The following is a 14,551-nucleotide window of genomic DNA, read 5'->3' as shown; positions in this document are numbered from 1 at the left end:
CCGCGTCCGTCGTGTCCGCACGTGTCCGCACGTGTCCGCACGTGTCCGCACGTGTCCGCACGTGTCCGTACGGTGGTCGCCGCGTCAGCCCTTGACGCAGAGCAGCGTGGTGAGCCGCGCGACGACCTCGACGAGGTCGGACTGCGCCGCGACGACCGCGTCGAGGTCCTTGCACGCGCCGGGGATCTCGTCGAGGACCCCGGCGTCCTTGCGGCACTCGACGCCCGCCGTCTGCACGGCGAGGTCGTCGAGCGTGAAGGTCTTCTTCGCCTTCGTCCGCGACATCCGGCGCCCGGCGCCGTGCGACGCCGACCAGTACGACGCCGGGTTGCCGAGGCCGCGGACGATGTACGAGCCGGTGCCCATCGACCCCGGGATGAGCCCGAGGTCGCCCGCGCCGGCGCGGATGGCGCCCTTGCGGGTGACGACGAGCTCCCGGCCGTCGACGTGCTCGACCGCGACGTAGTTGTGGTGGACGTTGACCGCCTCCTCGAACGTCACGTCCCGGTCGGGGAACGAGGCACGGACCGCGCCGACGACGAGCGTCATCATCACCGCGCGTGACCGCGCCGCGTACTCCTGGGCCCACCAGAGGTCGGCGAGGTACGCGTCCATCTCGGGCGTGCCGCCGAGGAACACCGCGAGCTAGCGGTCGACGAGTCCCTGGTTGTGCTCGAGCCGCTTCGCGATCGCGACGTGCTGCTCGGCGAGCGTCTTGCCGATGTTCCGCGACCCCGAGTGCAGCTGAAGCCAGACGCGGCCCTCGGTGTCCGAGCACAACTCGGCAAAGTGGTTGCCTGAGCCAAGCGTCCCGAGCTGACGACGGGCTCGAACCTCGAGGTCGGAGACCTTGCCGTGCAGGCCGCTGAACCTCGACCAGAACGCCTCGTCGCCGCGCGCGACCTCGGCCGGACCGTTCCCGGCGATCGACCGCAGCCGCCGCAGGTCGACGGCCTCGTCGTGCGCGTGGAACCCGACGGGGACGGCCGCCTCGATCCGCGAGCGGACCGCGTGCAGGTCGTCCGGCAGGTCCTCCACCGTGAGCGAGGTGCGCACGCCGATCATCCCGCAGCCGATGTCGACGCCGACCGCGTTCGGTGAGACCGCGTCGCGCATCGCGATGACCGAGCCGACGGTCGCGCCCTTGCCGAGGTGGACGTCGGGCATGACGCGCACGCCCTCGACCCACGGGAGCGCGGCGATGTTGCGCAGCTGCTGGAGTGCAGCGCTGTCGACCTCGTGCTCGTGCGCCCACATGAGGGTCGGCGCCTTCGCGCCGGACAACGGGACGGGGAACGCGTGGGCCTCGGTGCTCACGGTGATGACCTCCTCGGGTCGTCGTCTTCCCATGGTGCCCGCCGGGTGGCGGGACGGGGTGCGCGCGGAGGGGCTCGAACCCTCGACGCCCGGCCCGGAGGGCCGGCGCTCTTCCGCTGAGCTACGTGCGCTGGTGCCCTTTTGCGTCGGGCAGACGTCGTGACGAGAACACCACGAGAACGCGACAGGACTCACCGTCCTGCATTCACCACGGCCGCACGGACGGAGCACGCACGGCACCGGCAAGAAGGACGATGAATGGTCGCGAGAATGCAGCGCCGACCGATGGTCGGCGCACAAAAAAGCCGCTCTGGACGAATTCTCCGGAGCGGCCCGCCGTGTCGACGTGAGAGTCAGACGACGGAGCCCCCAGAGGGCTCGGCAGCATACGTGGAGCGGTGCTGCCGGAACATGACCGGCAGGACGAGGCCCTGCTCGTGACGCAGCACGGGACGACGCAGATCGCGTTCACGGAATACGCGCACGGTGCTGGTCCTCTCTCGTCGCTCTCCGGCCGGAAGGCCCACGTCTGGGTGGACCGAGGGAAACCGTACGGCACTGTCGAACGACGCACAACCCCTTTTTCGAATGCTCCGATCTGGGGAGATCAATGCGTGCACCAAGGCGCGGACCGAGAATCCGGTGCAGCTCAGGGCCGACGCCCGGGAGCACCGCCAGGATCCCGTGCGACGGACAGCGCCCAGGCGACGAGCGGGACCTGGAGCGGGAGCCGGCCCCACGCCACGGCCGGGCGGCGAGCCCACGCACGTGCACCACGGCGCGAGTCGAGCGCCATCTTCACGTTGCCCGGGAACACCCCGACGAGGAGGGCGGCGCTCGCCGCTCCCCCGAGCCGGCGGGTCGGCGGCAGCGCGAGCGCGGCGGCGCACGCGAGCTCGGCCGTCCCGCTGCCCACGACCCATGCCCTGGCGCAGCCGAGGGCGTGCGGGATCAGCGGCTCGAAGACCTGCGGGCGGACGAGGTGCAGCACGCCCGACGACCCGAGCAGTGCGGCGAGGCCGGCGGCGGAGAGGGTGCGAGGACGCATTCGCCGAGGCTACGGGCGCCGTCGTCCGCGCGCCCGGTGACGTCGCTCGCGTGCGACGCGGTCCGCGACAGGCCGCTTGGCACACTTTTCCGCTCGATGCCGTCGTGCCGCCCGGTGTCGGCGACCGCCGGTAGAGTTCGGACGTTCCGGACAGACCTCCCGACGCCGACGGACGCGGCGGGGCCGACGACGAGGAGACCGCCTCACCATGATGGGTGCCAACCACGCCGCGACAGGAGCCGCGGCCTGGATCGCGGTGACCTCCACGGCCCCGTTCGCCCTGGGTCTGCACCCGGTGTCCTCCGTGGGCGTCATGACCGGGGCGGTCGTGTGCGCGGGCGCCGCGCTCCTGCCGGACGCCGACCACCACAACGGCACGTTCGCCCACTCCCTGCCGCCCGTGAGCGAGTGGGTCTCCGACGCGGTCGAGGCGATCTCCGGGGGCCACCGGCAGGGCACGCACTCGTTCCTCGGCATCGCGGTGTTCACGGCGCTCGCCTGGGCCGCGGGGCTCGTCACGGTCGAGACCGAGTCGTTCGGCACCGTGTACGTCGGCGGCGGGATCCTCGCCGTGCTGCTCGTCGCGCTCGCCCTGAAGGCCCTCAAACTCACGCGCCGCGGCAAGCTCGCGCCGTGGCTCACGTCGCTCACCGTCGCCGCCCTCGTCGCCCTCTTCTCCCCCGAGGAGTGGAACTGGCTCCCCGTCGCCGTCGGCCTCGGCGTGACCGTCCACATCCTCGGCGACGTGCTCACGACGAACGGCGCGCCGCTGCTGTGGCCCGTGAAGCTCCGCTCGCCGCGCTGGGTGCGGCGCTCGTTCCTCGTGGACGACGTCTGGCGCCCCGGAGGCAGCTTCGCCGTCCCGCTCCTCGGCGATACCGGGTCCGTGCGCGAGTGGCTGCTCGCGACCGCCGTCGGGCTCTACGCCGTGGTCGGGTTCACGTGGTCGGCGCTCGACCAGATGGGCTTCGACACGCTCGGGACGTGGGAGCGGCTCGTCACGGTGATCGGCAGCGCGGTGGCCGTCGCGCTCTGACGGCAGGTGCCGGCAGGTGACGGCAGGTGACGAAACGGCGGTGGCGGAAAAGACGTTGCCGCACCGCACCCGGCGGTGGCACGGTCTGACCAGCCGCCCGCGTCGACGGGCACCGGAGGACGGAGGTACGCCATGAGCTGGACGAGCCAGTCCCGCGTGTCCACCACCCCCGGGAGCGCCGCGCGCCGCTGAAGCCGGCCGCCGTCCGCCCGCGCCGCACCGGCGCCGGGCCGGCACCGAGCGCTCCTCGCCCGAAGGAGCCACCCGTGCCCGAGCACGACCTGTCCGACCCGTACCCGTACCTGCCCCCGACGTTCGCGCGCGACCCGCGCACTCCCCCGCCGCGGCGTCTGCGTCGCACGGTCCGCCCTGACGATGCCGGCGATTCCCTCGGCGTGCTCGACGCCGCCCTCGGTCCCGATCAGCGGTGGTCGACGTGGCACGCCGTGGAGAAGGGCCAGCGCGGCCCCGAGCCGCACCCGCCGTGGCTCGTGACGGCCGACGCCGCCGTCGACACGGACCTCGGGGTCCTCAAGACCGGCAAGGAGGCGGACGTCTTCCTCGTCGAGCGCGCCGTCCCCGGCGACCCGGCCCGGCGGTCGCTGCTCGCCGCGAAGCGCTACCGCGACCTCGACCACCGGTCCTTCCGGCGCGACACCCTGTACACCGAGGACCGGAGCGTGCGCCGCACGCGCGACCGACGCGCCCTCGACCGCAAGTCCTCCTACGGGCGCCAGGTCGCGGCGGGTCAGTGGGCCGCGGCCGAGTTCGCGGCGCTCGGCGAGCTGTGGTCGGCGGGCGCGCCGGTCCCCTACCCCGTCCAGATCGACGGGAACGAGATCCTCATGGAGTTCGTCGGGTCGAGCGACGGCGAGGCCCACGAGGCCGCGCCACGCCTCGCGCGCACGCGACCGGGCGCCGACGTGCTCGCCTCGTGGTGGGACCAGCTGCGCGACGCCATGGCCGTGCTCGCGCGGCGGGGATACGCCCACGGCGACCTGTCCCCCTACAACGTGCTCGCCGACGACGACCGCCTCGTCCTCATCGACCTCCCGCAGGTCGTGGACCTCGTCGCGAACCCGTTCGGCACGGAGCTCCTCCTGCGCGACTGCCGGACCATGACCGCGTGGTTCCGCTCCCGCGGTCTCGACGCCGACGCGGACGACCTGTTCGCCGAGCTCCTCGCGCAGGCGTGGTGACGCGCGCGCCCGCCCGTGCCGCGCGGGCGCGCGCAGGGTAGAAACGAGGGCATGGAGTCCTATGACAGCGACGACGTCCAGGCGTTCCTCACGACGTTCGGGGTGGCGGTGAGCACAGGCGACCTCGACGCCATCGCCGACGGGTACGCGTTCCCCGCACTGGTCGTGGACCCGGCGTCGTCCCGGCTCGTGCCCGACCCCGACGCCGTGCGCGACGCCGCCGTGGGCGCCGCGCGGGGGCGGACCGAGCGCGGGCTCGTCGCCGCCGCCCCGTACCTCGAGGACGTCGAGGAGGTCGGTGACGCGCTCCTGTGGGCGCGCGTGCGCTGGAGCTACCGGGACGAGAACGCGAACGAGAAGGAGTCGAGCACCGTGCGCTACCTGCTGCGCCGGGCCCGGGACACGTTCGAGGTGTGCGTCGTCGTCGCGGAGGCGCCCGACGGCGCGTGAGGCTCGTCCTCAGCAGCCGCCGTCGGGTGCGACCGGTCCCTGTCGGGGCGCTCCGCCCTGCGGGTCCGGCGGGAGATAGTCCAGGCGCACCCCGTCCATGACCGGCACGGCGAGCACCGCGGAGTCCCGTGCCGCGCGCGACCAGTCGCGCGGGACGAGGAAGTACGTCCCGCCCGCCTGCTGCACGAGGACCAGCCCGTCGTACCGGTACCGGAAGGCGGTGCCCTCCGGACCGCAGACCCGCGGTTCCACGCCGGGCGCGACGAGCCGCAGGTCCGCCGTGCTGCGCACGACGACCCCCGGGTACGCGGCGAGCTCGGCCTCGAACTGGCGGCCGCGGTTCTCCCCGATGTCCGCCGAGTAGTTCGCGACCGCCCAGAAGAGCGAGACGGCCACGAGCACGAACACCGCTGCCCACTCGGTGAGACGTGCGGCGACGGACGGTGGACGCCACTCCGGGCGGGAACGTCGGAGCTCGTCGCGCCACCTCCGGACGACGGCGACCAGGACGAGGAGGCCGAGCGCGAGGCAGAGCGGCGCGACCCACGACGGGACGCCGTCGGCGAGCCCCCGTCCCGGCCAGACGGCCTGGAAGAGCCCGAACCCGATGAGGACCGCGGCGACCGCGCCGATACCGACGAGCGCGCGCGGGTGCGGCCGCCGCTCGTCCGCGCGGACCGAGCCGCCCCGCACCCAGAGAGCGACCAGGATGGCGACCGCCACCACCGCGAGCGGGAGGAGGATGCCGTCCTGCGCCTGCACCAGGTAGTCCGTCGACGTGAGCTGGAGGGACGTGACGTCGACGCCGAGGTACTGGTAGAAGAACATGACGCGCTGGCGGCCGAAGAAGTAGAGCAGGGCGCTGAGCAGGCTCGCCGGAGCCACGACCTGCGTCACGAACCGCACGAGGCGCGGCACGTCCGTGCTCGGGTCGGCGTCCTCCGGTGGCCGGGCGTCGTCCGGGCGGGCAGCACCGCTCGGTGCCGGAGGACCCTCGGTCACGGCCCGTCGCCCGTCGTGGCGCCCCCGCCGCCGTCGGTGCCGCCCGGTTCGCCGCCGGTGCCGGTGTCCGTGCCGTCGGTGCCGTCCGTGCTGTCGGTGCTGTCCGTGCTGTCGGTGCTGTCGGTGCTGTCGGTGCTGTCGGTATCGGTCGTGGTCGCGCTGCAGTCGGCCAGGAGGACGACGGTCGACCACCGCTCGACGGTGAGGCCCTCGCGCCATGCCGGGTCGGAGCCGTCGTAGAGGCACCCGCGCCCGGCGTCGGAGGGATCGGAGACGACGATCACGCACAGCTCCCCGCCGCAGCTCTCCGTCATCTCGTCGAGGAACGTCGCACGCACCTCGGCGAAGTCGATGCCGACCTGCTGCGCGGCGGTCCCCATCCTCACGGGCGAACCGCCGGTGGCTCCGCCCCGCGCCGGGGGCTCCCCACCGTCGGTCGCCGTCGCGTCGCCGGTCGCCGTCGCGTCGTCAGTCACCGTCCCGACGTCCGGTGCGGGCTGCTCACCGTCCCAGCTGCACGCGGCGGCCGCGCACACGACCCCGGCCGTCAGGAGCGCGGCGGTGACGCGACGCGAAGACCGGCGCCGTCCGCCCTGTCCTGTCTCCGTCGGCATGCCCGGTCCTTCCGTGGTCCTCTACGAGGAGGGAGCCACCGCGCGGAACGCGTGATACGGGCCGGCTCAGCGGAAGTCGCGCGACGTCGTCGACACCTGGAGCGAGAGCGGGGCGAGGTGCTCCGCGACGAGGTTCGTCGCGCCGTCGGCCCGCTCGAGCCTGCCCCGGACGACCATCGCAGCGGACGCCCGCGCGACCTTGCGGAACCGCCGCCAGAGCCCGGCCGAGCACACGACGTTGAGGATGCCGGTCTCGTCCTCGAGGGACAGGAAGGTCACGCCGCGCGCCGTGCCGGGCCGCTGCCGGTGGGTCACGACCCCCCCGACGGCGACGCGCGACCCCGGCCGCGTGCGGGTCCCGGGCGGCTCCCCCGCCGCTCGCTCGGCCTCGTCCGCACGCTCGATCGCCTCCGCCGCACGCACCGCGCCCGCGACGGTGAGCACGCCGGCGGCGTCGAGACCGGCGCGCACGTGCTGCGTCGGGTAGGAGTCGGTCGAGACCCCGGTGGCCCAGACGTCGGCGACGGCGGTCTCGACGTCGGTCATGCCGGGCAGCGCCGGCGCCTCGACCCCGACGCTCACGCCCGGCAGCGTGTCCGGGCCTTCCTGGGACAGCGCGCCCGCCGCCCACAGCGCCTCGCGCCGCGTCGTCCCGAGCGACTCCGTCGCCCCCGCCGTCGCGAGGCCCTCGAGCTGGGCGGTCGTGAGGTCCACGCGCCGCACGAGGTCACGCAGGTCGGTGAACGGCCGCGGCCCGTCGTCGGCCCACGGCGACGCGAGACCGGACGACGCCGTCCCGGGACCCCCGTCACGCGCCGCGACGATCCGCTCGGCGGCCTGCTTGCCCAGCCCCCGCACGCTCGCGAGCCCGAGCCGCACCGCGAGCCCGAGGTCCGGCTCGGGCCCGAACGCGGTGTCGATCCGCGGCCCCCCGCTCGGAGCGGGCACGGGCGAGGGCGGGGACCGCCGAGGGCCGTGGTCGGGCCTGGCGGGAGGACCCGAGGGACGAGGGTCCGGAGGGTAGGCCCGAGCGCGGTCCCCGCCCTCTCCCGTGCCCCCGTCCGCAGGGAGACGCTCGACCGTCGCCTCGACGCCCGACGCGTTGACGTCCGGGCGCAGCACCGTCACGCCACGGCGCCGCGCGTCGGCCACGAGCGACTGCGGCGAGTAGAACCCCATGGGCTGCGCCGCGAGCAGCCCCGCGTAGAACGCCGCGGGGTGGTGCACCTTGAGCCACGAGCTCGCGTACACGAGGAACGCGAACGAGTACGCGTGCGACTCCGGGAACCCGAAGTCCGCGAACGCCTTGAGCTTGTCGTAGATCTGCTCGCCCACGTCCGGAGGGACGCCGTTCCTCGCCATCCCCTCGAGGAGCCGCCCGTGCAGCGCCTCCATGCGCTCGACCGAGCGCTTCGACCCCATCGCGCGCCGCAGCTGGTCCGACTCCGCCGGCGAGAAGCCCGCGACGTCGATCGCCATCTGCATGAGCTGCTCCTGGAACAGCGGCACCCCGAGCGTCTTGCCCAGCGACTTCTCCAGCAGCGGGTGGAGGAACGTCACCGGCTCCCGCCCCCGCGCCCGGTTGATGTACGGGTGCACGGAGCCGCCCTGGATCGGTCCGGGGCGGATGAGCGCGACCTCGATGACGATGTCGTAGAACCGGCGCGGCCGCAGGCGCGGCAGCGTCGCCATCTGGGCGCGCGACTCCACCTGGAACACGCCCACGGTGTCCGCCGCGCACAGCAGGTCGTACACCGCCGGGTCGTCCTCGGGGAGCGTGTGCAGCTCCAGGTGCGACCCCTCGTGCTGCTCGACCAGGCCGAACCCGATGCGCAGCGCCGTGAGCATCCCGAGCCCCAGCAGGTCGAACTTCACCAGCCCCGCGTCGGCGCAGTCCTCCTTGTCCCACTGCAGGACCGTGCGCCCCTCCATGCGCGCCCACTCGACGGGGCACACCTCGATGACCGGGCGGTCGCACATGACCATGCCGCCCGAGTGGATCCCGAGGTGCCGCGGCAGGCGCAGCATCCGGTCCGCGAGGTCCAGCACCTCGTCGGGGATCTCGCCGTCCTCCGCGGCGGACGGCGGCCGCTGCTCGGGCACGACGTCGTGCGTGTCGTCCGCGCGCAGCGCGCCCTCGATCCTGTTCCTGTGGTCACCACGCTCCCGGTCGCCTCCGACCGGGGGGTGGGGACCGCGCTCGGGCCTACCATCCGGACCCTCGTCCCTCGGGCCCTCCCGCCAGGCCCGACCACGGCCCTCGGCGGTCCCCACCCCCCGACCTCTGCCGTGCCCGTCGCCCTGGTCCTCGGCGAGGGGGTCGACGACGCGCGGACGCACCGCCCGGCCCGTCAGGTCGGGCGACCAGTCGCCCCGGTGCCCGACGTGCGGCCGCTCACCGCGCCCACCGGACGTGGCGTCGCGCGAGGCACCGTCCCGGAAGGTGCCGGTGCGTCGAGAGGTGAGGCCGTCGTCGCCCGAGGCTCCACCTCGGGAGGTACCGGTGCGTGGGGAGGTGGGGGTGGCGCGCGCGGCCGTGGTCGGGTCTGGCGGGAGCGGGCCGAGGGACGAGGCCCGCGGAGGGTAGGCCGCGCGCGCCACCCCCACCTCCCTCCCAGGTGCCACCGACCCCGGAGAGACAGGACCCCAGAGCGCGGCGACGCGTGCGTCCTTCTCGGCGGTCTTCGTCGCGATGTCCCGCTCCTTGGCCGCACGGTCCGCCGCCGGCGAGGACGGGTCCGGTCCGCGCAGGGAGCCCCAGCGCTCGATGGACTTGCTCCAGGCGTCGGCCTGCCCGACGTCGTACCCGAGCGCCCGCGCGGCGTCGCGCACGGCGGACTTGGGACGGTAGGAGATGACGTTCGCGACCTGCGCGGCGTGGGTGCGGCCGAACGTCGCGTAGACGTGCTGGATGACCTCCTCGCGCCGCTCGGACTCGATGTCGACGTCGATGTCGGGCGGGCCGTCGCGCTCGGGCGCGAGGAAGCGCTCGAACAGCAGGCCGTGCTTCACGGCGTCGACGGCGGTGATGCCGAGCGCGTAGCAGACGGCGGAGTTCGCGGCGGACCCGCGGCCCTGGGCGAGGATCCCGTGGACGCGGCAGAACTCGACGAGGTCGTAGACGACGAGGAAGTACCCGGGGAACTCGAGGTCTTCGATGACCTTCAGCTCGTGGTCGATCTGCCGCCACGCGCCGGGCACGCGCTCGCTCTCGCCGGGCCGGGGGCGGGGCCCGTACCGGTCCTCGGCCCCGCGGCGCACGAGCTCGCGCAGCCACGTGGCCTCGGTGTGCCCGTCGGGCACGGGGTACGGCGGGAGCCGTGGCGCGACGAGGCTCAGGTCGAACGCGCACTCGTCGCCGAGCGCCGCGGCGGTCGCGACCGCCTCGGGATACCGGCGGTGGCGCGTCAGCATCTCGGCCGCGGAGCGCAGGTGGGCGGTGGGGGCGCCGGGCAGCCAGCCGTCCATGTCGTCGAGCGACGACCGGGCGCGCACGGCCGCGAGCGCCCCCGCGAGGTCCGCGTCCCGGGGCCGGGCGTAGTGCGCGGCGGTCGTCGCGACGAGCGGGAGCCGCGCGTCGGCGGCGAGGTCGGCGAGCGCGTCGTGCAGGTCGGCGGTGCGCGGGTCGTCGTCGGCGGTGATCTCGACGGCGACGTTCCCGGCGCCGAACACGGCGACGAGCCGGTCGAGCTCGCGGCGCGCGGCGGCGCGCCCCTCGGTGACGAGCGCCCGGCGCACGGCACCCTTGCGGCACCCGGTGAGGACGAGCCACTGCCCGTCGGCCTCGTGCCCGAGCCCCTCGAGCCGGTAGTCGGCGGCGCCCTTGGTCCCGGTCGCGAGGTGCGCGGTGGCGATCGCGCGCGACAGGTTCCGGTAGCCCTGGGGGCCGCGCGCGAGGGCGAGCAGGTGGGTGGAGCGCGGGTCGGGCACGCCGGTGGGCGGGTCGAGCACCGGTGCGCCCGAGCCGGCCGGGACCGGCAGGTGCAGCTCCGCGCCGAAGACGGTGGGCAGCGACACCTTCGCGGCGGCCTGGGAGAACCGGACGACGCCGTAGAGGCCGTCGTGGTCGGTGATCGCGAGCGCGGACAGCCCGAGGCGCGCGCCCTCGGCGGCGAGCTCCTCGGGGTGGGACGCGCCGTCGAGGAAGCTGAACGCGGAGTGGGCGTGCAGCTCGGCGTACCGCGGGGGGCGGTGGGTCATCAGTCGTACACCCCCTCGACGGTCCACCGACCGCGCGTGCTCGCGAGCAGCAGCCCGCGGCCGTCGTCGAGCAGCACCTGGAGGTGGACGCGGCGGCGGGGCGCGGGGGTCCACCAGCGCTCGGCGACGGGCCAGGGCCCGGCCCAGTCGACGACGGCGCCCTCCTCGCCCGCGGTCTCCTCGCCCACCCCCGCCGGCACCCGGCGGTCCGTCCCGGTCGTCTCGTCCGCGGGGCACCGCACGGTCGCCGGCTCGCCGCTCATCGCGAGGCGCGCGTCGACCACGACGGGGCGCCCGGCGTCGTCGAGCACGACGGCGTCCTGCGGCGCGGTGGGCACGACGGCGGGGGCCGGGCTGGGCAGCGCGCCGGGCCAGGGCCGGTCGGGGTCCCGCGGGAGCGCGACGTCCTCGCCGAACGGGGCGAGGTGGACGCGGTCGGCGGCCTCGCGGCCGCCCTGGACGCGCGCGCGCAGCACGGCGTCGCCGCCGAGCAGGCCCTGGACGCGGCCGAGCGCGCGGTGGGCGCGCTGGTCCTCCCCGCTGGAGGCGCCCCACAGGCGTGGTTGCTCGGCGCCCGCCGGGACGACCTCCTCGGCGGTGAGGGCGAGGCGCGCGAGGGGTGCGCCGTCGGGCACGGCGGCGGTGCCGCCGGGCCGCCCGGCGGCCCGGAGCGAGGCCGTGGTGAGCCAGCCCTCGAGCTGCCAGCGCACCCGGTCCGTGATGCGGGCGGGGCTCAGCACGCCCGTGGGGCCGTCGAGGCGCCACGTGCGCTCGAGGTCGTCGCCCTCGGTGGTGCGCGCGGTGATGCGCAGCCTCCCCGCGACGAGGGACCGGGTGACGAGCTGGTCGTGGAGGTCCTCCGCGAGGCGGCGCGCGGCGAACGTCGCGACGTCGACCCGCTCGGCGGGCGGGTCGAGCTCGGTGGCGACGGCGACGTCGGGCTCGACGCGCCGCCGGGCGGGCGGGCGCAGGTCCTCGCCGCGCGCGAGGCGGTGCGCCCACGCACCGGTCTCGCCGAAGCGCCCCTCGACGGTCGCGGGCGGCAGGGCGGCGAGCGCGCCGAGCGTGCGGACCCCGAGCCGGTCGAGGAGCTGGACGAGCTCGGTGACGGCGACCGCGACGTCGGGCCGGGTCGCGACGTGGACGAGGTCGGCCGCGGGGCGCGGCGCGAGGAACGCCGCGGCCCCGCCCCACGGCACCACGACCGAGGAGCGCGCGGCGAGCACCGCCGCGAGGATGCCGTCGGCGACGCCCACCTGGGCCTCGTGGCCCGTGCGCTCGACGACGCGCGCCACGAGCGCCTCCGCGAGCGCGGCGTCGGAGCCGTGGTAGCGGCTCGCGCCCGCGGCGGGCAGGAGCAGGAGGCCGGGCCGGGTGATCTCCAGCCCGGCCACGACGGACTCCGCCGCGAGCGCCACGGGCTCGAACTCGCGGGCGTCGCGCGCCTCGTCGACGTCGAGCAGCTCGAGCTCGGGGCAGCACTCGCGGGCCCGACGGCGCCGCATCCCCCGGCGCACCCCGGCGGCCCGCGCGGTGGCCGAGACGGCGACGACCCGGCGGCCGTCGTGCGTCGCGGCGGGCACGTGCGCGGGGATCTCGCGGACGGCCATCGCGGCGAGCACGGGCCAGTCCGGGACCCACAGGGCGGCGGTGCGCGTCGAGGCCCGGCCCGCGTCGGTCGGGCGGCTCATCCCACGAGCCTCAGCCGGTCCGCGCGCTGCGTCAGGGCGACCGGGTCGTCGGCCGTCCGCCGGTCGACCGCCGTCGCGCCGTCGCGCTCGACGAGGTACGCGGGCCAGTCCCGGCGGCCGAGCGGCAGCTCGACCTCGAGGCGGGCCGGGCGCGCCGCTCCCGCGCGTCCCGCGCGCTCGACGCGCAGCGTGCGGCGGCGCAGCCAGCCCGCGCCGTGGTCGGCACCCGACCAGGCCCCGCCGGTCACGGTGAGCGCGACGTGCGCCCCGGGCCACGTGGTCGTGGCGAGGAGCACCGTGCCGCGCTCCCTCGCCCGCGCGACGACGCGACGGCGGTCGGCGTCGACGAGCGCGGCCGCCGGGCCGACGACCACGACGTCCATCCCGTCGACGAGCGCCGCGAGGGCGACCGCGGCGTCCGGCCCCGGGCGCGGCACGAGCGCGAGGCGGCCGAGGTCGACGCCGGCGTCCGCGGCGGCGAGCAGCCCGACGTCGGGCAGGCCGACCGCCGTCGTCCACGCCCCGGCCGCCGACGCGCCCGCGACGAGCGCGAGCAGCAGGCTCGTCGAGCCCCGCACGGCGACGACCGTGCCGCGCTGGAGCGCACCGGTGGGGAGGAGGGGGGCGAGCGCGTCCTGCACGGGCCACGACCGCTCGTCGGGCGCCGTCGTCGTCCGTGACGGCTCGCGCGGCGGGACGGGCACCGCGGGCACGGCCCGCACGTCGGTGCGCACGTCATGGCGGACGTCGGTGCGCACGTCATGGCGCACGTCGGTGCGCACGTCATGGCGCACGTCCAGGACGCGGTCGGGGACGACGGCGACGGGCGTGACGGGAGCGAGGGTCGGCGTCGCGAGAGGGCGACGGCGGTCGTGGTGACGGACGCCTGCGCGCTCCTCCGCCCGGCGCAGGGCTGCCCGGGCCAGGGCGGCGCGATCGGCCGGGTCTGCGGCCGGGGACGTCGGGCCGGCCGGAGGTGTCGGGCGCTCGGCCGGATCGGCGAGGACGGTCATCTCGCCTCCAGGTCCTGCTCGTGCTCCACGGCGCGCGTCGGTCAGGACGAGCGCACGTATCGAACAGATGTTCGAACATCTCCAGTGTTCGACCGGCCCGGCGGCCCTGTCAACTCCGGAGGATCAGGTCGTCGGCTTCGTCCGAATGCTCCTCGTCGAACCCTCGACCACCGCTCGAACGTTGCTGCGCGTCGCGCTCGAACCCTCGACCTGAACCTGAGGGTCACTCGTTCGCCCGACGTCCGGCGTCGGCGCCCCGCACCGCGCTCCGCGACTCTCCCTGACTCTCCGTGACCCTCTCCGTGACGCTCCGCGAGATGCCTGCGAGCGTGGGGTTCGGCACGATGTGGCCATGACCCTGACCCTGGACCTCGACTCCCGTCCGACCGCACCCGACCCCTACGACCGGCTGCCCGCCGTGCCGTCCTTCGCGCTCACGAGCACCGACCTCGCCGAGGGCGAGCCCATGCCCGCCGCGCACGTCGCCGCGGAGGGCGACCGCTCCCCCGCTCTCGCGTGGTCCGGCGCACCCGAAGGAACGCGCTCGTTCGTCGTGTCGTGCTTCGACCCGGACGCCCCCACCCCCGCGGGCTTCTGGCACTGGACCGTCGCCGACGTCCCCGCCACCGTGACGTCCCTGCAGACCGGCGCCGGGGCGCCCGACGGTGCCGGCCTGCCCGACGGCGCCTTCCAGGTCCGCCACGACGGCGGCGGCCCCGGCTACACCGGCGCCGCGCCGCCCGCGGGCGACCGCCCGCACCGCTACGTGTTCGCGGTCCACGCGCTCGACGTCGACTCGCTCGCCGACGCCGCGGGACTGGGCCCCGACGCGACGCCGACCGCGGTAGCGTTCAACGCGCTGTTCCACACGCTCGCACGCGCGACCCTGACCGTGACCTACCAGGTGCAGGACTGACCGGCGGCCGCCAGGCCACCCTCCGGCCGCCTTCCACCCACCCCTCCGGGCAGGTGCGCGCCGTG

General features: G+C 75.6%; 10 protein-coding genes, 1 tRNA gene and 1 pseudogene. 4 read left to right on the top strand and 8 right to left on the bottom strand.

Going from position 1 to position 14,551, the window contains the following annotated elements:
* Positions 1 to 84 precede the first annotated feature (84 nt).
* From ACWPWV_RS14720 to ACWPWV_RS14710, 3 genes and pseudogenes are all read right to left on the bottom strand, one after another.
* Positions 85 to 1,350, bottom strand: a pseudogene (locus tag ACWPWV_RS14720) (RtcB family protein).
* Positions 1,351 to 1,376: 26 nt separating this feature from the next.
* A tRNA-Gly gene (locus ACWPWV_RS14715) sits at positions 1,377 to 1,448 on the bottom strand.
* 518 nt (positions 1,449 to 1,966) lie between these two features.
* Positions 1,967 to 2,365, bottom strand: coding sequence for a DoxX family protein (locus ACWPWV_RS14710; protein ID WP_454043700.1), 399 nt, complete (start codon positions 2,363 to 2,365; stop codon positions 1,967 to 1,969).
* A 208-nt stretch (positions 2,366 to 2,573) separates the two neighbouring features.
* Here ACWPWV_RS14710 and ACWPWV_RS14705 point away from each other — a divergent pair, with 208 nt between their 5' ends.
* The 3 genes from ACWPWV_RS14705 to ACWPWV_RS14695 all read left to right on the top strand — a co-directional run bounded on the left by ACWPWV_RS14705 (position 2,574) and on the right by ACWPWV_RS14695 (position 5,050).
* On the top strand, positions 2,574 to 3,401 hold the full coding sequence (locus tag ACWPWV_RS14705; protein ID WP_454043699.1) for a metal-dependent hydrolase: 828 nt from the start codon (positions 2,574 to 2,576) through the stop codon (positions 3,399 to 3,401).
* 266 nt (positions 3,402 to 3,667) lie between these two features.
* Complete coding sequence (locus tag ACWPWV_RS14700; RefSeq protein WP_454043698.1) at positions 3,668 to 4,600, top strand: serine protein kinase RIO; 933 nt, start codon at positions 3,668 to 3,670, stop codon at positions 4,598 to 4,600.
* A 51-nt stretch (positions 4,601 to 4,651) separates the two neighbouring features.
* Positions 4,652 to 5,050, top strand: coding sequence for a hypothetical protein (locus ACWPWV_RS14695; protein WP_454043697.1), 399 nt, complete (start codon positions 4,652 to 4,654; stop codon positions 5,048 to 5,050).
* A 9-nt stretch (positions 5,051 to 5,059) separates the two neighbouring features.
* On the opposite strand, the gene ACWPWV_RS14690 is transcribed toward ACWPWV_RS14695, so the two are convergent.
* From ACWPWV_RS14690 to ACWPWV_RS14670, 5 genes are all read right to left on the bottom strand, one after another.
* On the bottom strand, positions 5,060 to 6,052 hold the full coding sequence (locus ACWPWV_RS14690; protein ID WP_454043696.1) for a hypothetical protein: 993 nt from the start codon (positions 6,050 to 6,052) through the stop codon (positions 5,060 to 5,062).
* Entirely contained in the window at positions 6,049 to 6,666 is a 618-nt protein-coding gene (locus tag ACWPWV_RS14685) for a hypothetical protein (protein WP_454043695.1), read from the bottom strand. The genes ACWPWV_RS14690 and ACWPWV_RS14685 overlap by 4 nt, the downstream gene beginning before the upstream one ends.
* A gap of 66 nt (positions 6,667 to 6,732) precedes the next feature.
* Positions 6,733 to 10,866 (bottom strand): PHP domain-containing protein, encoded by a 4,134-nt coding sequence (locus ACWPWV_RS14680; protein ID WP_454043694.1) that lies wholly within the window; start codon positions 10,864 to 10,866, stop codon positions 6,733 to 6,735.
* The gene (locus tag ACWPWV_RS14675) at positions 10,866 to 12,557 is read right to left on the bottom strand and encodes a DNA polymerase Y family protein (protein ID WP_454043693.1); all 1,692 of its coding nucleotides are present in this window, start codon (positions 12,555 to 12,557) and stop codon (positions 10,866 to 10,868) included. Before ACWPWV_RS14675 ends, ACWPWV_RS14680 begins: the two co-directional genes overlap by 1 nt.
* Entirely contained in the window at positions 12,554 to 13,570 is a 1,017-nt protein-coding gene (locus ACWPWV_RS14670; protein ID WP_454043692.1) for a hypothetical protein, read from the bottom strand. The genes ACWPWV_RS14675 and ACWPWV_RS14670 overlap by 4 nt, the downstream gene beginning before the upstream one ends.
* Positions 13,571 to 13,922: 352 nt before the next feature.
* Here ACWPWV_RS14670 and ACWPWV_RS14665 point away from each other — a divergent pair, with 352 nt between their 5' ends.
* On the top strand, positions 13,923 to 14,486 hold the full coding sequence (locus ACWPWV_RS14665; RefSeq protein ID WP_454043691.1) for a YbhB/YbcL family Raf kinase inhibitor-like protein: 564 nt from the start codon (positions 13,923 to 13,925) through the stop codon (positions 14,484 to 14,486).
* Positions 14,487 to 14,551: the final 65 nt, after the last annotated feature.

Source organism: Cellulosimicrobium sp. Marseille-Q8652 (assembly GCF_965112045.1).
The sequence above is the reverse complement of the archived record's forward strand: the minus strand, read 5'-3'. Positions and strand labels throughout refer to the sequence as shown.